17 protein-coding genes and 5 tRNA genes are annotated in these 21,244 nt (G+C 35.9%); 2 read left to right on the top strand and 20 right to left on the bottom strand.

Features of this window, described 5'->3' with window-relative positions:
- Positions 1–303: 303 nt before the first annotated feature.
- Together H7F21_RS07170 and H7F21_RS07165 are read left to right on the top strand one after the other, a co-directional pair.
- Positions 304–1,893: a peptide chain release factor 3 gene (locus H7F21_RS07170; RefSeq protein ID WP_185788507.1), complete on the top strand. Its 1,590-nt coding sequence runs from the start codon at positions 304–306 to the stop codon at positions 1,891–1,893.
- A 141-nt stretch (positions 1,894–2,034) separates the two neighbouring features.
- Positions 2,035–2,265 carry a (4Fe-4S)-binding protein gene (locus tag H7F21_RS07165; protein ID WP_185788506.1) on the top strand — a complete coding sequence of 77 codons (231 nt, stop codon included), beginning with the start codon at positions 2,035–2,037 and terminating at the stop codon, positions 2,263–2,265.
- Positions 2,266–2,318: 53 nt separating this feature from the next.
- On the opposite strand, the gene H7F21_RS07160 is transcribed toward H7F21_RS07165, so the two are convergent.
- The 20 genes from H7F21_RS07160 to H7F21_RS07065 all read right to left on the bottom strand — a co-directional run bounded on the left by H7F21_RS07160 (position 2,319) and on the right by H7F21_RS07065 (position 21,173).
- Entirely contained in the window at positions 2,319–2,636 is a 318-nt protein-coding gene (locus tag H7F21_RS07160; protein WP_185788505.1) for a DUF3467 domain-containing protein, read from the bottom strand.
- A gap of 106 nt (positions 2,637–2,742) precedes the next feature.
- Positions 2,743–7,044 carry a DNA-directed RNA polymerase subunit beta' gene (gene rpoC / locus H7F21_RS07155; protein ID WP_185788504.1) on the bottom strand — a complete coding sequence of 1,434 codons (4,302 nt, stop codon included), beginning with the start codon at positions 7,042–7,044 and terminating at the stop codon, positions 2,743–2,745.
- A 67-nt stretch (positions 7,045–7,111) separates the two neighbouring features.
- Positions 7,112–10,924, bottom strand: coding sequence for a DNA-directed RNA polymerase subunit beta (gene rpoB, locus H7F21_RS07150; RefSeq protein WP_185788503.1), 3,813 nt, complete (start codon positions 10,922–10,924; stop codon positions 7,112–7,114).
- Positions 10,925–11,046: 122 nt separating this feature from the next.
- Entirely contained in the window at positions 11,047–11,424 is a 378-nt protein-coding gene (gene rplL / locus H7F21_RS07145; protein ID WP_185788502.1) for a 50S ribosomal protein L7/L12, read from the bottom strand.
- A 59-nt stretch (positions 11,425–11,483) separates the two neighbouring features.
- Positions 11,484–12,005, bottom strand: coding sequence for a 50S ribosomal protein L10 (gene rplJ, locus H7F21_RS07140; RefSeq protein WP_185788501.1), 522 nt, complete (start codon positions 12,003–12,005; stop codon positions 11,484–11,486).
- 19 nt (positions 12,006–12,024) lie between these two features.
- Positions 12,025–12,714 (bottom strand): 50S ribosomal protein L1, encoded by a 690-nt coding sequence (rplA, locus tag H7F21_RS07135; protein WP_185788500.1) that lies wholly within the window; start codon positions 12,712–12,714, stop codon positions 12,025–12,027.
- Between the two features lie 10 nt (positions 12,715–12,724).
- Positions 12,725–13,165, bottom strand: coding sequence for a 50S ribosomal protein L11 (rplK, locus tag H7F21_RS07130; protein ID WP_076617134.1), 441 nt, complete (start codon positions 13,163–13,165; stop codon positions 12,725–12,727).
- A 90-nt stretch (positions 13,166–13,255) separates the two neighbouring features.
- The gene (gene nusG, locus H7F21_RS07125; protein ID WP_185788499.1) at positions 13,256–13,801 is read right to left on the bottom strand and encodes a transcription termination/antitermination protein NusG; all 546 of its coding nucleotides are present in this window, start codon (positions 13,799–13,801) and stop codon (positions 13,256–13,258) included.
- A 23-nt stretch (positions 13,802–13,824) separates the two neighbouring features.
- Positions 13,825–14,019, bottom strand: a complete 195-nt coding sequence (gene secE / locus H7F21_RS07120) for a preprotein translocase subunit SecE (RefSeq protein WP_185788498.1) — start codon at positions 14,017–14,019, stop codon at positions 13,825–13,827.
- Positions 14,020–14,065: 46 nt separating this feature from the next.
- Positions 14,066–14,138: transfer RNA gene (locus H7F21_RS07115), tRNA-Trp, on the bottom strand.
- A gap of 62 nt (positions 14,139–14,200) precedes the next feature.
- Positions 14,201–15,388 carry an elongation factor Tu gene (tuf, locus tag H7F21_RS07110; RefSeq protein ID WP_185788497.1) on the bottom strand — a complete coding sequence of 396 codons (1,188 nt, stop codon included), beginning with the start codon at positions 15,386–15,388 and terminating at the stop codon, positions 14,201–14,203.
- A 69-nt stretch (positions 15,389–15,457) separates the two neighbouring features.
- Positions 15,458–15,529, bottom strand: a tRNA-Thr gene (locus H7F21_RS07105).
- Between the two features lie 57 nt (positions 15,530–15,586).
- A tRNA-Gly gene (locus H7F21_RS07100) sits at positions 15,587–15,659 on the bottom strand.
- A 158-nt stretch (positions 15,660–15,817) separates the two neighbouring features.
- A tRNA-Tyr gene (locus tag H7F21_RS07095) sits at positions 15,818–15,900 on the bottom strand.
- A gap of 40 nt (positions 15,901–15,940) precedes the next feature.
- Positions 15,941–16,014 (bottom strand) — tRNA-Thr (locus H7F21_RS07090).
- A 114-nt stretch (positions 16,015–16,128) separates the two neighbouring features.
- Positions 16,129–16,431: a ribosome hibernation-promoting factor, HPF/YfiA family gene (gene hpf / locus H7F21_RS07085; RefSeq protein ID WP_185788496.1), complete on the bottom strand. Its 303-nt coding sequence runs from the start codon at positions 16,429–16,431 to the stop codon at positions 16,129–16,131.
- Between the two features lie 68 nt (positions 16,432–16,499).
- Positions 16,500–17,390 carry a tyrosine-type recombinase/integrase gene (locus H7F21_RS07080; RefSeq protein ID WP_185788495.1) on the bottom strand — a complete coding sequence of 297 codons (891 nt, stop codon included), beginning with the start codon at positions 17,388–17,390 and terminating at the stop codon, positions 16,500–16,502.
- A gap of 107 nt (positions 17,391–17,497) precedes the next feature.
- Positions 17,498–18,664, bottom strand: coding sequence for an acyl-CoA dehydrogenase family protein (locus tag H7F21_RS07075; RefSeq protein WP_185788494.1), 1,167 nt, complete (start codon positions 18,662–18,664; stop codon positions 17,498–17,500).
- Positions 18,665–18,679: 15 nt separating this feature from the next.
- A complete protein-coding gene (locus H7F21_RS07070; protein ID WP_185788493.1) occupies positions 18,680–19,555 on the bottom strand; it encodes a ComEA family DNA-binding protein in 876 nt (291 codons plus the stop codon).
- A 22-nt stretch (positions 19,556–19,577) separates the two neighbouring features.
- A complete protein-coding gene (locus H7F21_RS07065) occupies positions 19,578–21,173 on the bottom strand; it encodes an alanine/glycine:cation symporter family protein (RefSeq protein WP_185788492.1) in 1,596 nt (531 codons plus the stop codon).
- Between the last annotated feature and the right edge of the window lie 71 nt (positions 21,174–21,244).

Raw genomic sequence — 21,244 nt, 5'->3', positions numbered from 1 at the left:
CCAACTGAAAAGCAACATTTTTTATCTTAATTAATTATTACGATAATTAGTTAATAATTTAGACACGATATAACTCTTAATAGTCACATCCCGAAACTTAAACTAATTTTACTATTGCGAAGAGACTAGCTATCAATCAACTTCTTGCAAAGTGTAAGAAAATTGTCTTAAAATTTTCTTAATGCTAAATTACAAAAAAAGACTTTATCTTTTTTGATACATAAGAAATTATGGACATAACGTTTTTATCTACGACAAAATACTTTAAACATACTATATTTGCAGCCGCATTTATATTACTATATGAGCTTTATCAAAGAAATTGACAGACGACGAACTTTTGGCATCATCTCGCATCCAGATGCGGGAAAAACTACACTTACCGAAAAACTACTATTATTTGGTGGTGCTATACAAGAAGCTGGTGCTGTAAAAAGTAATAAGATAAAAAAAGGTGCCACAAGTGACTTTATGGAAATTGAGCGTCAACGTGGTATATCCGTGGCGACATCGGTTTTAGCTTTTGAATACAATGGTATTAAAATTAATATTCTAGATACTCCAGGTCACAAGGATTTCGCAGAAGATACTTTCAGAACCTTAACAGCCGTCGATAGCGTTATTGTAGTTATTGATGTGGCTAAAGGTGTTGAGGAACAAACAGAAAAGCTCGTGGAAGTTTGTCGCATGCGTAACATACCTATGATTGTTTTTATTAATAAACTAGATCGTGAAGGTAAAGATGCCTTCGATTTATTGGATGAAGTTGAACAAAAATTAGGTCTAAGGGTAACGCCTCTAAGCTTCCCAATAGGCATGGGTTATGACTTTAAAGGCATTTATAATATATGGGAAAAGAATATAAACCTATTTAAGAGCGATAGTAAACAGCATATCAATGACACTATAGAAATTTCTGATTTAAATTCTGAAGAATTAGATACTCTGGTGGGTGAAAAAGCAGCTGAAACCTTAAGAGATGAAATAGAATTGGTAAGCGGCATTTATCCGGAATTCAATAAAGGAGAATATCTTAATGGGGAGCTGCAGCCCGTGTTCTTTGGTTCGGCATTGAATAATTTTGGTGTTAGAGAACTTTTGGACTGTTTTATTGAAATAGCACCTAAACCTAGGCCAAAACAAAGCGAGGAACGCTTAGTAAAACCTGATGAAAAAAAATTCACTGGATTTGTTTTTAAGATACATGCCAATATGGATCCCAATCATAGAAATAGATTGGCATTTGTCAAAATCGTTTCTGGGGAATTTAAGCGAAATACACCATATCTTCATGTGAGACATGACAAAAAACTTAAGTTTTCTAGTCCGAATGCTTTTTTTGCTGAAAAAAAGGAAATTGTGGATATCTCCTACCCTGGTGATATTGTAGGATTACAAGATTCTGGTAACTTTAAAATAGGAGATACACTTACCGAAGGAGAAATCATAAATTACAAGGGTGTCCCAAGTTTTTCACCTGAGCATTTTAGATACATCAATAATGCCGACCCAATGAAAGCCAAACAACTTTATAAAGGCATAGACCAGTTAATGGATGAAGGCGTTGCTCAACTGTTTACCTTAGATTATAATGGCAGAAAAGTTATTGGTACTGTAGGTGCACTTCAGTACGAAGTGATTCAATATCGACTAGAGCATGAATATGGTGCAAAATGCACCTACGAAAATCTCAATGTACATAAAGCATGCTGGGTACAGACTGAAAATGAAAAAAGTGAGGAATTTAAAGAGTTTCTGAGAGTTAAGCAGCGTTTTCTCGCAAGAGATAAGCAAAATCAATTGGTGTTTTTAGCAGATTCCATGTTTTCATTACAAATGACTCAACAGAAATATCCAAGTATAATCTTTCATATGACTTCAGAATTTGAATAATTCTAGTGTATTTCATCGAAAACTTAATATTTAACACAACACTTTGTCGAAGATATTTGTTTTTTGTCGATAATTTAACTATTCTTGGAGCACGATAAATAATTTCAAAGTTAAGATTAACCCCAAACTAATCTACTTATTATGGAAACAAACGCTAACGTTTATAGTAATAAACATATTACTGTAACCTACGAACCGAGATGTTGTGCAAATGCAGGTCTTTGTGCAAGACAATTATCAGATGTATTTAGAAACGCTGTTATCCCATGGATCAATTTAGATGGTGCTGAAACCAATGAAATCATTGATCAAATTAAAAGATGTCCTTCAGGCGCATTAAAATACCATTTGAATCAAAAAGATGTTGCCTAACTTAAATTCAGGCAAAAAAAAGCCCTTTGCGATATTAACGCAAAGGGCTTTTTTTATGCTTGCCCTGTGGGTCCGAAGTTCAATGGAATCGGAGGTTGTTCATAATCTTTAATCTCTCCATGAGCTTTCTCAAAACGAGACACGTTATCACCTAAGGCCTTTAATAAACGCTTTGCATGTTGAGGTGTTAATATAATGCGTGATTTCACTTTACTCTTTGGAGTTCCTGGCATAATACTAACAAAATCTACTACGAATTCTGAAACAGAATGATTTATGATTGCTAAGTTAGAGTATGTCCCTTCAGCAACTTTCTCATCTAACTCTATATTTATTTGACCTTTTTTAGGATTATTCTTTTCGTCTGCCATCTTAATTGTGTTTTATTTATAACTTTTATTGAAAAAGCCTTCAAACTAAATTAGAATGAAGGCTTTTAATCTATTTTGACACCTACTTCCGTAGGATCATCAAATTCTAGTTGAAGTTCATTTCTTCTTTAGCCTTCATCATCTCGTCAAACTCTTCTTTAGAACCTACAATAATGCTATCATAATCTCTAACACCAGTACCAGCTGGTATTCTATGACCTACAATTACATTCTCTTTAAGTCCTTCTAAAGTATCAACTTTACCATTTACCGCTGCTTCGTTAAGAACTTTCGTTGTTTCTTGGAACGATGCTGCTGAAATAAATGATTTAGTCTGTAATGACGCTCTAGTAATACCTTGTAATATTGGAGTAGCTGTAGCAGGTCTTACATCTCTTGCAGTCACAAGGTTCTTATCCTCTCTTCTTAAAATTGAATTCTCATCTCTCAATGTTCTGACGGAAACGAGCTGGCCTAATTTTAAGTTCTCAGAATCACCTGCATCCTCAACCACTTTCATTCCAAACATTTTATCATTTTCTTCAATGAAATCTGATTTGTGAACCAATTGGTTTTCTAAGAAAATAGTATCGCCAGAATCTATGATTCTAACTTTACGCATCATTTGTCTTACAACAACCTCAAAGTGCTTATCATTAATTTTCACACCTTGCAAACGGTATACCTCTTGTACCTCATTTACCAAGTATTGCTGCACTGCAGATGGGCCTTTGATATTTAAGATATCGTTTGGTGTAATTGAACCATCAGATAATGGCATACCAGCTTTTACATAATCATTTTCTTGTACAAGAATCTGATTTGATAACTTCACTAAGTATTTCTTTATCTCACCTAATTTAGATTCGATAATGATTTCACGATTACCACGCTTAATTTTACCAAATGATACAACACCATCAATTTCACTTACTACAGCTGGATTAGATGGATTACGTGCTTCGAATAATTCCGTCACACGAGGAAGACCACCAGTAATATCCCCTGCTTTAGCAGATTTACGTGGAATCTTAACCAAAATTTTACCGATATCAATTTTCTCACCATCATCAATCATAATATGAGCTCCGACTGGTAAGTTATAAGAACGAATCGTTTCGCCTTTCTTATCCTCAATCAGTAATGTAGGAATCAATTTCTTATTTCTTGATTCAGAAATTACTTTCTCTTGGAAACCAGTTTGTTCATCAATTTCTACTTGATAGGTGATACCTTGTTCGATGTTTTCATATTTCACTTTTCCAGCGAATTCTGAAATAATCACACCATTATAAGGATCCCATTGACAAATCACATCGCCTTTCTTCACTTTATCTCCTGGCTTCACAAAAATATGAGAACCATAAGGAATATTGTTAGTACTTAAAACAATACCTGTTTTTGCATCTACCAATTTAAGCTCCGAAGTTCTTGAGATTACTACATCTACTTCCTTACCTTCATTATCTTTAGACTTAACAGTTTTTAAATCTTCTATCTCGGCAACACCATCGAACTTCACAGTTAATTTATTCTCTTCCGAAATGTTACCAGCAATACCACCAACGTGGAATGTACGTAGTGTTAACTGTGTACCTGGCTCACCAATAGACTGTGCAGCAACTACACCAACAGCTTCACCTCGTTGTACCATTTTACCAGTAGCAAGGTTACGTCCGTAACACTTCACACAGATACCTTTCTTAGCCTCACACGTTAAAGGCGAACGCACTTCGATAGATTCTATAGCAGAATCTCCTATTCGCTTGGCAACAGCATCATTAATATGACCACCCGCCTCAACAATTAGCTCCTCAGTATGCGGATCGAATACATCGTTTAATGATGTACGACCAACAATTCTAGCTTCAAGAGACTCAATAATTTCCTCGTTCTTTTTAAGAGGTGAAACTTCGATTCCTCTTAATGTTCCACAATCTTCTTCATAAACAATCACATCTTGAGAAACATCTACCAGACGACGTGTTAAGTAACCAGCATCGGCAGTTTTAAGAGCCGTATCTGCTAGACCTTTACGTGCACCGTGAGTAGAAATAAAGTATTCTAAAATTGAAAGTCCCTCTTTAAAGTTAGAAAGAATTGGATTTTCAATAATTTCACCACCACCAGCGTTAGATTTTTTAGGCTTAGCCATCAAACCACGCATACCAGTTAATTGACGAATCTGTTCCTTAGATCCACGAGCACCAGAATCTAGCATCATAAATACAGAGTTAAATCCTTGTTGATCTTCACGGATACGCTTCATTGACAATTCTGTCAATTCAGCATTAGTCGATGTCCAGATATCAATTACTTGATTATAACGTTCGTTATTCGTAATAAGACCCATATTATAATTGCCCATAATACCATCGACTTGCTTATTAGCAGCATCAATCATACTATGCTTCTCTTGTGGTATTATGATATCACCTAAACTAAATGATAATCCACCTTGGAATGCAAACTTATAACCTAATGTCTTAATCTCATCTAAGAACTCAGCCGTTTCAGGAACTGAAGTTACTTTAAGAATACCATGAATAATATCTCTTAAAGACTTCTTAGTTAAAACCTCATTAATATAACCTGCAGCTTCTGGTACTTTCTCATTGAAAAGCACACGTCCTACTGTTGTTTCTATGATTTGAGTCGTTAACTCACCGTCTTCATTAAAGTCTTTTGTTCTAACCTTTATACCTGCATTAAGATCAACTTTTTTCTCATTATAAGCAATAGTTACTTCTTCTGGAGAGTAAAACGTTAATCCTTCGCCTTTAACCGTATAATCCTTATCCGTTTTACGATGCTTGGTCATATAATATAAACCAAGAACCATATCCTGTGATGGTACGGTCACTGGAGAACCATTCGCCGGGTTCAAAATATTATGGGACGCTAGCATTAATAACTGAGCTTCCAAAATAGCCTCAGGGCCTAATGGTAAATGTACAGCCATCTGGTCACCATCGAAATCGGCATTAAATGCAGTACAAACCAATGGGTGTAACTGAATTGCTTTACCTTCGATAAGCTTAGGTTGGAATGCTTGAATACCAAGTCTGTGTAATGTAGGCGCACGGTTTAGCAACACTGGATGTCCTTTAAGGACATTTTCCAAGATATCCCAAACCACAGGCTCTTTTCTATCTATAATTTTCTTTGCAGATTTTACAGTCTTTACGATACCTCTTTCTATTAATTTTCTAATAATAAAAGGTTTGTATAGCTCTGCTGCCATATTTTTTGGCAATCCACATTCAAATAATTTTAATTCTGGACCAACAACGATCACAGAACGCGCAGAGTAATCCACACGCTTACCTAGTAAGTTTTGACGGAAACGTCCTTGCTTACCTTTAAGCGAATCTGATAATGATTTTAATGGTCTATTAGAATCAGTTTTTACTGCAGAAGACTTACGTGTATTATCGAATAATGAATCTACTGACTCTTGAAGCATACGCTTCTCGTTACGTAAAATCACTTCTGGTGCCTTTATCTCAACCAATCTTTTCAAACGGTTATTACGGATAATTACACGACGGTATAAATCATTTAAATCTGACGTTGCAAAACGACCACCATCTAAAGGCACTAAAGGTCTTAATTCTGGTGGAATTACTGGAACAGCTTTCATGATCATCCACTCTGGCTTGTTCTCTCTATTTAAATTAGATTCTCTAAACGCTTCAACAACTTGTAAACGCTTTAACGCTTCAGTTTTACGCTGTTTAGAGGTTTCGTTATTTGCTTTGTGTCTTAAATCATAAGATAATTGATCTAAGTCTATTCGTGCTAAAATGTCAATAAGACATTCAGCACCCATTTTAGCAATAAACTTATTTGGATCCGAGTCTTCTAAATATTGATTTTCTTGGGGAAGTGTTTCGAGAATATTCAAATATTCTTCTTCCGTTAAGAAATCCATTTTTTGAACAGGTTCACCTTCTGCATTCATTGCTATACCAGGCTGTATAACAACATAACGCTCATAATAGATGATCATGTCTAATTTCTTAGATGGTAATCCTAAAAGGTAACCTATCTTATTCGGTAACGAACGGAAATACCAGATATGAGCAACAGGAACTACCAAATTAATGTGTCCTACTCTATCTCTACGCACTTTCTTTTCTGTTACTTCTACACCACAACGGTCACAAACAATACCTTTGTAACGTATTCTTTTATATTTACCACAAGCACATTCAAAATCCTTTACAGGACCAAAAATACGCTCACAGAACAAACCATCACGTTCAGGTTTGTGAGTTCGATAATTAATAGTTTCTGGCTTTAATACTTCACCACGTGATGCTGCCAAAACAGATTCAGGTGATGCTAAACCGATAGAAATTTTATTAAATTTCTGCACTGTATTTTTATCTTGTCTTCTTGCCATGTTATTTTTAGTATGTAGTTTGAAGTAGCAGTTTTAATAAATAAAACTGCTACTTGCTCACCTAAATTTATTCTTCTAATCTAATATCTAATCCTAAACCTTTCAATTCGTGCATAAGTACGTTGAATGATTCTGGTAGTCCTGGTTCTGGCATTGGCTCACCCTTAACTATAGCTTCGTAAGTTTTGGCTCTACCAATAACATCATCTGATTTTACAGTTAAGATCTCACGTAAAGTACTTGATGCACCATATGCTTCGAGTGCCCAAACTTCCATTTCACCAAAACGTTGACCACCAAATTGTGCTTTACCACCTAATGGCTGTTGTGTAATTAATGAGTAAGGTCCAATAGAACGTGCGTGCATCTTATCATCAATCATATGACCAAGCTTAATCATGTAGATAACACCAACAGTTGCTGGTTGATCAAAACGATCTCCTGTTCCACCATCGTATAAATAAGTGTGACCAAATCTTGGTACGCCTGCTTCATCAGTATATCCATTAATCTGATCTAAAGTTGCACCATCAAAAATTGGTGTTGCATAGGTCTTACCTAAGTTTTGACCTGCCCAACCGAGAACAGTTTCATATATCTGACCAATATTCATACGTGAAGGTACACCTAGTGGATTCAATACGATATCTACAGGAGTTCCATCTTCTAAGAATGGCATATCTTCCTGACGAACTATACGCGCCACAATACCTTTGTTACCATGACGACCTGCCATCTTATCACCAACTTTAAGTTTACGCTTTTTAGCGATATAAACTTTAGCCAATTTAATGATTCCAGCAGGTAGCTCATCACCTACAGAGATTGTAAACTTCTCACGTCTCAATGACCCTTGAAGATCATTTTCTTTGATCTTGTAGTTATGAATTAAGTCTGCAACCAATTCATTAGTATGATCATCAGTTGTCCACTTACCAGAAGTTAAATGTGTATAATCATCTACAGCATTTAGCATTTTTAAAGTGTACTTCTTACCTTTTGGTATGATTTCCTCTCCTAAATCATTATAAATACCTTGGGCTGTTTTTCCATTTACAATAGCGAATAATTTTTCAACTAACACCGCTTGTAAATCATCAAAACGCTTATCATAAGCATCTTCTAGCTTCTCGATATCTTCTTTATCCTGAGCTCTCTTACGCTTATCTTTTACTGCTCTCGCGAATAATTTCTTATCAATAACAACACCATTAAGCGATGGAGATGCTTTAAGTGAAGCATCTTTTACATCACCTGCTTTATCACCAAAGATAGCACGAAGTAATTTCTCCTCTGGAGTTGGGTCTGATTCACCTTTTGGAGTAATCTTACCAATTAAGATGTCACCTGGTTTAATCTCAGCACCTATGCGAATCATTCCATTTTCATCTAAGTCTTTGGTAGCTTCTTCAGAAACATTAGGGATATCATTAGTTAACTCTTCGTTACCTAACTTAGTATCTCTTACTTCTAAAGAATACTCGTCAATATGAATAGATGTAAAGATATCATCACGAACAACTTTTTCTGAAATTACGATCGCATCCTCAAAGTTATACCCTTTCCAAGGCATAAAGGCTACTTTCATATTTCTACCAAGAGCAAGTTCACCGTTTTGTGTTGCATAACCTTCACAAAGTACTTGACCCTTTGCAACTTTGTCACCTTTCTCAACGATAGGCTTTAAGTTAATAGAAGTCCCTTGGTTAGTTTTTCTAAATTTCACTAAAGGATATTCTTTAGTGTCACTATCGAAACTTACCATGGCTTCTTCTTCGCTACGTTCGTACTTTATAATAATTTTATCAGCATCTACATATTCAACAACACCAGCACCTTCTGCATTAATTAATACCCTAGAGTCTGATGCTACCTGACGCTCTAAACCGGTACCAACGATTGGCGCCTCTGGTCTTAATAGAGGAACGGCTTGACGCATCATATTAGATCCCATCAAAGCACGGTTAGCATCATCATGCTCCAAGAAAGGAATCAATGATGCCGAAATCGATGCAATCTGGTTTGGTGCAACATCTGTATAATTTACATTTGTTGGCTCGATTACTGGGAAATCTCCTTCTTGACGAGCAATAACCTTATCATGTTGGATTTTTCCTTTGTCATCAACTTCAACAGTCGCTTGGGCAATTAATTTTTCCTCTTCTTCTTCAGCACTTAAATATGTTGGAGCATTTTTGATATCAACAACTCCATTTTCAACTTTTCTATATGGTGTTTCAATGAATCCCATAGAATTTACCTTTGCGAACACAGATAAAGAAGAAATCAATCCAATGTTTGGACCTTCTGGTGTTTCAATAGGACATAAACGTCCATAATGTGTATAGTGAACATCACGCACCTCAAAGCCTGCTCTTTCTCTCGATAGACCACCAGGTCCTAAGGCTGATAAACGACGCTTATGAGTAATCTCCGCTAATGGATTGGTTTGATCCATAAATTGAGATAACTGATTTGTACCAAAGAATGAATTAATTACCGAAGACAAGGTCTTAGCATTAATCAAATCAATGGGTGTAAATACTTCGTTGTCACGAACATTCATTCTCTCACGAATTGTTCTTGCCATACGCGCTAAACCAACACCGAACTGAGAAGATAACTGCTCACCTACTGTGCGTACACGACGGTTAGATAAGTGATCAATATCATCAATCTCTGCTTTTGAGTTAATAAGCTCAATTAAGTATTTTATGATGGTAATGATATCTTCTTTGGTAAGTACTTGCTTGTCCATTCCGATATCCAACCCTAATTTTTTATTCATTCTATAACGACCTACTTCACCTAAGGAGTAACGTTGGTCAGAGAAGAATAACTTGTCAATAATACCACGTGCTGTCTCCTCATCTGGCGGCTCAGCATTACGCAATTGACGATAGATATGTTCAACAGCTTCTTTTTCAGAGTTTGTTGGGTCTTTCTGTAATGTATTATGGATAATTGCGTAATCTCCCTGTTGTGCACTTTCTTTGTGTAAAAGAATAGTTTTTACTTCTGCTTCAAGGATTTCCTCAATATTATCTTTGTCTATGATTGTATCACGATCTAAAACGATCTCATTACGCTCAATAGATACGACTTCACCAGTATCTTCATCAACGAAATCTTCATGCCATGTGTTCAACACACGAGCAGCAAGTTTACGACCGATGACTTTTTTTAATCCAGATTTAGAAACCTTTACTTCTTCTGCGAGATCAAAAATCTCTAAAATATCTTTATCTCGTTCAAATCCGATAGCACGGAAAAGCGTTGTTACCGGTAATTTTTTCTTCCTATCAATATATGCGTACATAACGCTATTGATATCTGTAGCAAATTCTATCCAAGATCCCTTAAAAGGAATAACTCTTGCAGAATATAATTTAGTTCCGTTTGCGTGGAACGACTGGCTAAAAAACACACCAGGTGATCTGTGTAACTGCGATACAACTACACGTTCTGCACCATTGATACAGAATGTACCACTAGGTGTCATGTAAGGTATAGTACCTAAGTACACATCTTGAACGATTGTCTCAAAATCCTCATGCTCTGGATCTGTACAATACAATTTCAATCTTGCTTTTAAAGGAACACTATATGTTAATCCTCTCTCAATACATTCTTCAATCGAATATCTTGGGGGATCAATGAAGTAATCTAAGAATTCTAATACGAATTGATTACGAGTGTCTGTAATTGGAAAGTTTTCCATGAAGGTATTATACAATCCTTCTGCTCCTCTTTCTTCTGACTTTGTTTCTAATTGGAAAAAATCCTGAAAAGATTTTATTTGAATATCCAAAAAGTCTGGGTAATCTGTTCTATTTACAATAGAAGAGAAATTAATTCTTTCAGCCTTTTTTGCTAACATTGATGAACGAGATTTTAATAAATAAAAACTAAAATATGTATATAACGTTTATATACACAAAAGGGTTTAGGTCTTAGAGGGACTCTCCAGACCTAAACCATATGTTGTAGGTTAAGCTGAGCTTACTTAAGCTCAACCTCAGCTCCAGCTTCTTCTAAAGAAGATTTTAAGCCTTCAGCTTCATCTTTAGAAACACCTTCTTTAATTGTACTTGGTGCTTCGTCTACTAAACCTTTAGCATCTTTTAATCCTAAACCAGTTAATTCCTTAACTAATTTTACTACTGCTAATTTAGAACCACCAGCGGCCTTAAGGATTACGTCGAATTCAGTTTGCTCTTCTGCAGCGTCTCCACCAGCAGCACCACCACCAGCGGCAACAGCTACAGCTGCAGCAGCAGGCTCAATACCGTACTCGTCTTTTAATATAGTTGCTAATTCGTTAACTTCTTTTACTGTTAAGTTAACTAATTGTTCTGCGAAATCTTTTAAATCTGCCATTTTTCTATTGTTTTAATCTGTGTGTTTTTATTTTATTTTTTAATGTGTGTATTAGTTGATTACCCTTCTCTTTCGGATAATGTTTTTACAATACCAGCGATTGTTCCTCCACTAGATTTAAGTGCAGAAATAACATTCTTGGCAGGAGATTGTAACAATGTAATAATCTCTCCAAGAAGTTCTTCTTTAGACTTAATATCTACTAACGTGTCTAACAATTCGTCTCCAACATAAATAGCCTCTTCTATGAAAGCTCCTTTTAACAAAGGCTTTTCAGATTTTTTACGAAACTCTTTAATAACTTTTGCTGGAGCGTTACCAGTTTCAGAATACATTACTGATGTATTTCCTTTTAAAGTCGTTGGCAACTCACCGAAATCTTTATCGGATGCTTCCATAGCCTTCTCTAAAAGTGTATTCTTAACAACCGCCAACTTAATGTTAGACTTGAAACACGCTCTTCTTAAATTTGAAGTTGTTGCTGCATCCAATCCAGAAATATCTGTTAAATAGATATTTGTATTATCTGCTAACTGAGCAGTCAACTCTTCAATTACTTGGGATTTTTCTTCTCTTGTCATAATATTCTAAGTTTAACTACTATCCTATTTTTGTATCAATTGCAATACTTGGACTCATAGTACTTGACATGTAAATACTCTTTACATAAGTACCTTTTGCAGATGTTGGTTTTAACTTCATCAAAGTAGTTAATAACTCGTTTGCATTACCTACCAATTTCTCAGCACTAAATGATGCTTTCCCAATTGGAGCATGAACGATTCCTGTTTTATCTACTTTAAAATCTATCTTACCAGCTTTTACTTCACTTACAGCTTTACCTATATCCATAGTTACTGTTCCTGTCTTAGGGTTTGGCATAAGACCTCTCGGTCCTAATACTCTACCTAATGGTCCCAACTTACCCATAACGCTTGGCATAGTAACGATAACGTCTACATCTGTCCAACCATCTTTGATCTTTTGTAAGTATTCATCTAACCCAACATAATCAGCACCAGCTTCTTTAGCTTCTGCTTCTTTATCTGGAGTTACCAATGCAAGAACCTTCATATCTTTACCTGTACCGTGCGGTAAAGAAACTACACCACGAACCATTTGATTGGCCTTACGTGGATCTACACCTAATCTAACTGCTAAATCTACTGAAGCGTCAAACTTTGTATATGTGATTTCTTTAAGTAAAGCTGAAGCTTCTTCTACCGAGTAAAGCTTGTTCTTGTCAACCTTTGCTCTTGCTTCTTTTTGCTTCTTTGTTAATCTTGCCATTTCTAAAAATTTAGTTTGGAGCTTCACCTCCTTTAACAGTGATACCCATCGATCTTGCTGTACCTGCTACCATTTTCATAGCCGATCCGATTTCGAATGCGTTTAAATCTTGCATCTTGTCTTCAGCAATCGCTTTAACTTGATCCCAAGTTACTTTTGCTACTTTACGTCGGTTAGGTTCTCCTGATCCTTTCTTTACTTTGGCCGCTTCTAATAATTGTACTGCTGCTGGTGGAGTCTTAATTACAAATTCAAATGATTTGTCTTTGTAAACAGAGATTACCACAGGTAAAACTTTACCTGGCTTATCTTGAGTTCTAGCATTAAATTGCTTACAGAACTCCATGATATTAACTCCAGCGGCACCTAAAGCGGGTCCTACCGGTGGCGATGGATTCGCAGCACCTCCCCGAACTTGTAACTTAACTACTTTGTCTAGTTCTTTTGCCATTTTTTAAATTTTAGTGCGCTTATCTACGTTGGAAGCCTAGATAAAGACGCTATCTTTATTGTAACAATTATTATAATTTTTCTACTTGTATTATAATTTTTCTACTTGCATATAGCTTAATTCCAATGGTGTCTTTCTTCCGAAAATCTTAACCATTACCTCGAGCTTGCGCTTTTCTTCATTAATTTTCTCGATTGTACCATCAAAACCATTAAATGGACCATCGATAACCTTTACCGTCTCCCCTTTAGTAAAAGGAATAGCAATGTTTGCATCTGCTTCGATTGCCAGCTCATCAACCTTACCTAACATTCTGTTAACTTCAGATTGTCTTAATGGCACAGGATCACCGCCTTTTGTTTCACCTAAAAAACCTATTACATTAGTAATTGATTTTATAATATGAGGAATCTCACCACTTAAATTAGCCTGAATCATAATATAGCCCGGAAAATAAACTTTCTCTTTATTTATTTTCTTTCCATTGCGGATCTGAATTACTTTCTCTGTAGGCACCAAAACCTGATCCACATAATCCTCAAGACCTAATCTAGAAATTTCATTCTCTATATAAGTCTTTATCTTATTCTCTTGGCCGCTAACAGCTCTAACAACATACCATTTTTTTTCTGACATCTCCTTATCGTGTAAATTGTTAGTTAACTTATAAATTCAAAATAGGCCTTTACCGCTCTACTAAAAACCGTATCAACGCCCCAAATAGCTAAAGAAAAAATAATTGAAAATACCGCTACAAGAACAGTTAATCTTTGAGCCTCTGGCCAAGGTGTCCAAGACACATGGTTTTTTAACTCATCGAATGATTCTTTTACGTATGTTACAAATCCTGCCATTTGATTTTTATTTATTAGAGTTATATCTAACCCAAATTATTCTCTGCACGGGTTGAGAGACTCGAACTCCCGACACCTGGTTTTGGAGACCAGTGCTCTACCAACTGAGCTAAACCCGTAAATAATAATCAAGGCATCCCGATATTTCGGGACACCTTAACATATTATTTAACTATTCTGTTTAGTCTAAAATTTCAGTTACCTGACCAGCTCCAACTGTACGACCACCTTCACGGATAGCGAAACGTAAACCTACGTTCATTGCAATTGGCTGAATCAACTCAACAGTAATTGTTAAGTTATCACCAGGCATTACCATTTCAACTCCATCAGGAAGCGCGATGTTCCCTGTTACATCAGTTGTACGCACGTAGAACTGTGGACGGTAATTATTATGGAATGGCGTATGACGACCACCTTCTTCTTTCTTAAGGATATAAACCTCAGCTTTGAATTTAGCATGTGGTGTTACAGAACCTGGCTTAGTAATTACCATACCTCTAGAGATTTGAGTTTTCTCAATACCTCTTAATAAGATACCAGCGTTATCACCAGCTTCACCTCTATCTAATATTTGACGGAACATTTCAATACCTGTAATAGTAGATGTTAATTTTTCCGCACCCATACCAATAATCTCTACAGGATCACCAGTATTAGCAACACCAGTTTCGATACGACCTGTAGCAACAGTTCCACGACCAGTAATTGAGAATACATCTTCGATAGGCATTAAGAAAGGCTTATCCATATCACGAACAGGCTCTTCAATCCACTCATCTACACTGTTCATTAATTCCATAACAGTATCAACCCACTTTTGCTCACCGTTAAGTGCGCCTAAAGCAGAACCTGCAATTACAGGACCATTATCACCATCGTACTCATAGAATGATAATAGATCTCTTATTTCCATTTCAACTAATTCTAATAATTCTTCATCATCTACCATATCCACTTTGTTCATGAATACAACGATACGAGGAATTCCTACCTGGCGACCAAGTAAGATGTGCTCACGAGTTTGTGGCATAGGACCATCTGTTGCAGCAACAACTAAGATAGCACCATCCATTTGAGCAGCACCAGTAACCATGTTCTTTACGTAATCCGCGTGACCTGGACAGTCAACGTGAGCATAATGACGATTAGCTGTTGCATATTCTACGTGAGAAGTATTAATTGTGATACCTCTTTCTTTTTCTTCTGGTGCATTGTCGATTTGATCGAAATCTTTTGCTTCAGATAAACCTGCATCAGCTAATACTTTAGTAATAGCAGCAGTTAAAGTTGTTTTACCGTGATCTACGTGTCCAATAGTACCAATGTTTAAATGTGGTTTTGAACGATCGAAAGTTGCCTTTGCCATGTTTAATTTATTTTAATCTTATTTAATATTAGTGTTCAATTTTTATTCTAATTGTATCTTAGAAAAAAGAGCCAATGACGAGATTTGAACTCGTGACCTCTTCCTTACCAAGGAAACGCTCTACCCCTGAGCTACACCGGCGTAAAGTGTTTTGATTCTCATTGCGACAATGAGATTCCTGCCTTCGCAGGAATTTTGAGCGGGAGACCGGGTTCGAACCGGCGACATTCAGCTTGGAAGGCTGACGCTCTACCAACTGAGCTACTCCCGCTTTTATAATTAAGCTTCCTTAATTAAAGGTTTTCAGTATTTCAAACTTTGGATTATCTCGCTCTGCTGGATAATCCTGGACTGGTAACCCAATCCAAAGATTTTTCAAACTCCGTTGTACAAAAAACAACTTTTGACAACTCTTTTAAAAAATCTATGTGGGGAGAGCAGGATTCGAACCTGCGAAGTTAAAAAACAACAGAGTTACAGTCTGTCCTCGTTGGCCGCTTGAGTATCTCCCCAAAACCAATTTAAAAAATTGGTAGATTTTCAATATTTCAGAGCCGATAGAGGGACTCGAACCCACGACCTGCTGATTACAAATCAGCTGCTCTAGCCAGCTGAGCTATATCGGCTTTTTCTTACATTTTTGCAGTTGAATTTAGACCACAAAAAAGTCCGCTATTTCTAACGGACTGCAAATGTAGTGTTTTATTTTTTTATTCAAAACATTTTTGAAAAAATTTTAATTAAGCACGCGCTCTTAATTTTTCCTTTCTCTTCTTTATCTGTCTTTCTAATGAGGCAATAGCATTATCAGCGCCTTCCTCGAAGGTCTTACATTGTTTTTTAACTACAAAACTGTCTCCTGGAACACTCACTTTAGCTTCAAAAACTTTGTTCGCTTTATCACTTGTGTTCTCGACTTTCAAATAGACGTCCGATTGAATTATTTTATCGTAAAACAAGTCTAGTTTATTCATTCTTTTTTGAATGAAATCTATCAGTTTACGATCTGCTGTGAAATTAACGGATTGGGTGTTTACTTTCATGCGTAGTTTTTTAAGTTAAACATTATATTGATTTATTTCAATACCTCTCATAATGCTAAGTTTAGCACTTAACGTATATTTCTCGGATGCGACTTAGCATAGACCTTTTTTAATTCTGCTATACTATTATGAGTGTATACTTGAGTTGCTGCTAAGCTGGTATGTCCAAGAAGTTCTTTTACTGCATTTAAATCTGCGCCTTCATTTAAAAGGTGTGTTGCAAATGAATGTCTCAATACATGTGGACTACATTTTGCTTTTGAAGATGCTTCACTAAAATACTTATTTATTATTCTGTAAACAAGCATTTCGTAAATTTTAAGACCTTTTTTTGTTAAAAACAAAACATTTTCATCTTCGGTAACTGATAGCTGGTCTCTATAATCCAAGTATGCGTTTAAGGACTTTATCAATGAATCTATAAGCGGGATATAACGCTCTTTATTACGCTTACCTAAAACTTTAAGCTGTTTATTACTAAAATCGATATCAGTGATTTTAATTTTGACGAGCTCTATTCGTCTGATACCTGTAGCATAAAAGAGCTCGATGATTAATTTATCTCTTGAACTTTCAAAATCATTGACTTCTATTGAATTTTCAAGAACTCGCCTTAATTCTTCTTCTGAAAAAGGGAGCTGAACATCTTTGCCAGCCTTTAAAGCTTTATGATGCTTTAATGGATAAGCTTCTATACTTTTCGTTTTTTGGAGGAATTTATAGTATGAACTTAATGAAGATACCTTTCTATTAATTGTTCTGTTTGAAACCCCGCTATTTACTAGTTCTACAATCCACTGTCTAATCTGCGAATAGTCTACTTCTCCAATAGACTGAGCATCATGATTTTCATTCAAGAAATCCTTAAACGTTTCCAAATCCCTAATATAGGCCAGAACAGTATGCTTAGAATACTTCTTCTCTAACAATAAATAATCTGAAAATGCTTTTAGACTCATCGAAATATAATAATCAATTAAATATAACCTATTAGATTGGATAAAATTTGATTGCATAAAAAAATCCCACATAATTGTAGGATTTTCATCATTATACATTTATGATTTTAAGTAGCAGGCTTATAGTCTTTATCATCAATAACCATCTTAGCGATTATTTCTCTTAGAATCTCGGAAGTACCACCTCCAATTGGTCCAAGGCGGCTATCCCTTGCCATACGGGCTAATGGGTATTCTTCCATATAACCATAACCACCAAGGAATTGAAGACATTGGTATATGACATCATCTGCCATTTTTGTAGATTGCAATTTAGACATGGTTGCTTCTTTCACAACATAATCTCCCATATCCAAGCGTTTAGCAACGTAATAATTAAATTGCTTACAGATTTCCATTTGGGTTTCACAATCTGCATAGGTGTGTCTTAATGCTTGGAATTTATTAATAGTTTTTCCAAATGCTCTTCTTTCCGACATATATTGTTTTGCATATTCTAATGCAAACTCTGCCCTTGCATGCGCATTGATTCCCATTATTAATCTTTCTAACGCAAAATGTTGCATGATATAAGCGAATCCTTGGTTCTCCTCACCCATTAAATTTGATGCAGGTATCTCAACATTATCGAAGGCAATCTCACCAGTGTCAGAAGCTCTCCAGCCTAATTTATCTAATTTGGTCGCAGAAATACCTGTAGCATCCCTATCTATTACAAAAATACTGATACCTCTATTTCCAAGTTCTGGTGTTGTTTTTGCTGCAACCACTAAATAATCACTGTAAACACCATTTGTAATAAACGTTTTAGATCCATTAATCACATATTTATCTCCCTTCTTTACGGCTGTAGTCCTCATTCCAGCAACATCGCTACCTCCAAAAGGTTCGGTTATACATAAGCAACCAATAGCTTCTCCTAGTGCGCTTGGCGTTAAATATTTTTCTTTCTGCTCGTGATTACCCTCCTTATTAAGATGTGTCATCGCTAAGTAGGCATGGGCCCAAATTGCTGCGGCAAATCCTCCTGAATTTATGCGTTGCATTTCTTCTAGTAATATTACTGTGTAGAATAAATCTAGATCTAATCCTCCATAAGCTTCGGGTGTAGACAGACCAAAGTAGCCCATATCCCCAAATTTCTTCCAGATAAAACGTTCAATTTGACCTGTTTCCTCCCACTTCTCAATATGAGGAACGACTTCTTTTTGAAGAAAATCCCTAAGACTTTCCCGAAATAAATTATGTTCTTCAGTGAAATATAAATTAGACATAAATCGCAATTTTTTTTACAAATGCAAATATAACTTAATTATCTCGATCTTCTTTACTGGAAAATCTTCAACTTTTGTTAATTCATCTAATGATTTAAAACCCTCCCTTAAGGTTCGTTCTTCAATAATGTTATTGGCAACTTCGTAGTCTATGTATTGAACTTGGACCAATTCATCTCTTGTGGCTGTGTTCAAATTAAATCTTGCAATTGCTCTAGGTGTCTTTACGGTAAATTCATTTTTCAAACGTTCAATCACTTCTGGTGTTAAACCATATACCTCTGAAAGTTCTACATCATCCACAAATCCTCCTTTATACTTATTACGATAACTAATAATACGTTCTGAAAGCTTCTCACCTACACCATATACTTTTTGAAGCTGACTGGCAGATGCTACATTCAAATCTACTTTCTGTACAAAAGCTTTAGGTCTCGAGTTGTTTGAAAAAGAATTATTGTATCGATTTGATTTTGGTTTAGGATTTGTAACCCAGTCTGGAAACTTAAAGTACGGAGATATTGATGCCAGTAAAGAATCTGATACTTTAGTGACATCTTGAAACTGCTTGACTGAATTAACCCATTGATTGGATTCCCTGAACGTATGAAGTCTGTCGATTTCCTCATTAGACATGCCTAAAGTATAGCCTTTATAATCTGTAATATAATTTGGATTGAACGGATAGATTTTTAGTTCGTTCTTTTCAAACTCAACCAGACGAAGTGAGTCTAGTTCTTCTCTAAAACTATCCAGTTCTTGATTGTCTATAGGAATCTCGCCATCAGAAAAATCTACGAAATTGTAAATACATTGCAAGACAATTATTATCGCTAACAATAAAAAAATCCCATTCCGTTGTTGGTTAGAAAACTGGAAATGGGATTTCATATACTAGTAATATCAATACTTATTAGGCTTTTCTAGCCTTTATCGCATCCATATATCTTTTCAATTCCTCTTTTACTTTTGGCGCTAAGATTGCTAAACCTATCATATTAGGTACCATCATTGCAAAAATCATGGCATCTGAAAATCCTATGACTGAATTTAGGCTGGCAGCTGCACCAATAATGACAAAAATACAGAAAATCACCTTATATGTGTATTCGGCTTTTTGTGTTCTTCCAAATAGATAAGACCAGCCTTGAAAACCATAATAGGACCAAGAAATCATAGAACTGAAAGCAAAGAGTACAACTGCAATCGTCAATACATAAGGGAACCAAGAAATAGACGAAGCAAAAGCACTTGATGTCAATAATATCGCTTGAGCGTCATTAGCAGGTGGATTTAATGGATCTACAAAACCTGTAATGATCAACACTAATGCTGTCATTGTACAAACTACAACAGTATCTATAAAAGGCTCCAATAAAGCTACCATACCTTCAGAAGCTGCATATTTAGTCTTAACAGCTGAATGAGCAATAGAAGCCGAACCAATACCTGCCTCGTTAGAAAATGCGGCACGTCTAAATCCTTGCACTAAAACACCAACTGCTCCACCAGCAATACCTTCTGGACTAAATGCTCCATTCCATATTTGCGCAAAAGCAGCTCCAATTAAATCATAATTTGCGAAGATTACGAATAAGGATGCAGCAACATAAATCACAACCATAAAAGGCACAATTTTATCAGTTACTTTGGCAATCTTCTTAATACCTCCAATAATTACTATACCAACAAAAACAGCCATTACTAAGCCAAATAACCAACCTCTATTGTGTAAAAAAGATTCACTTCCACCAGTAATATGTTCAACTAATTGAAATGCTTGGTTGACTTGAAACATATTTCCTCCACCAAACGATCCTCCGATTACAAAAATGGCAAATAAGACAGCCAGTACTTTTCCTAATCCTGTGAGCCCTTTTGACTTCAGTCCTTTCGTCAAGTAATACATTGGTCCTCCATAGACCGTTCCATCAGCTTCAATATCTCTATATTTAACACCCAAAGTACACTCTACGAACTTTGAAGCCATTCCTAAAAACCCCGCTATTATCATCCAAAACGTTGCTCCAGCACCACCAATAGAAACTGCAATAGCCACACCAGCAATGTTTCCTAAACCTACGGTGGCAGATAAAGCAGCGGTTAATGCTTGAAAGTGGGAGACTTCACCCTCATGCCCTTCGACTTTGATTGTTTCAATGGCATCACCTCCAGGCGTGGAATCACCAGCACCAACTAATGACTCACTATGATCTAACTCGTCATATTTACCTCTAACAATATTTACTGAAGTGAAAAAACCTCTAAAGTTGATAAACTTAAAATAGACTGTAAAATAAATCGCACCAATAATTAATGGAAATAACACCCAAAACACTCTTACTCCTCCTCCAAAATCAATTTGATAAAATATAGCCCTTACAAACCAGCCAGTAGCATCACCAAAAGCCTGATCGATTTTTTGGTCTATACCAACTTCTTGTGCTTCTTGCGCAAAATTTAATAATGGTAGCAGTAATGTAAAAAATGATAGAAGATATTTCTTCATGAGTATAGTTATTAGTTAGTTTTCGTTTTTATAGCCGACAAGATGCTAAAAAAAAATGAGTTTTTAAAGCC

The organism is Winogradskyella flava, from assembly GCF_014243395.1.
GTDB classification, from domain to species: Bacteria; Bacteroidota; Bacteroidia; order Flavobacteriales; family Flavobacteriaceae; genus Winogradskyella; species Winogradskyella flava.
This window is presented reverse-complemented; position numbering and strand designations above follow the sequence as displayed.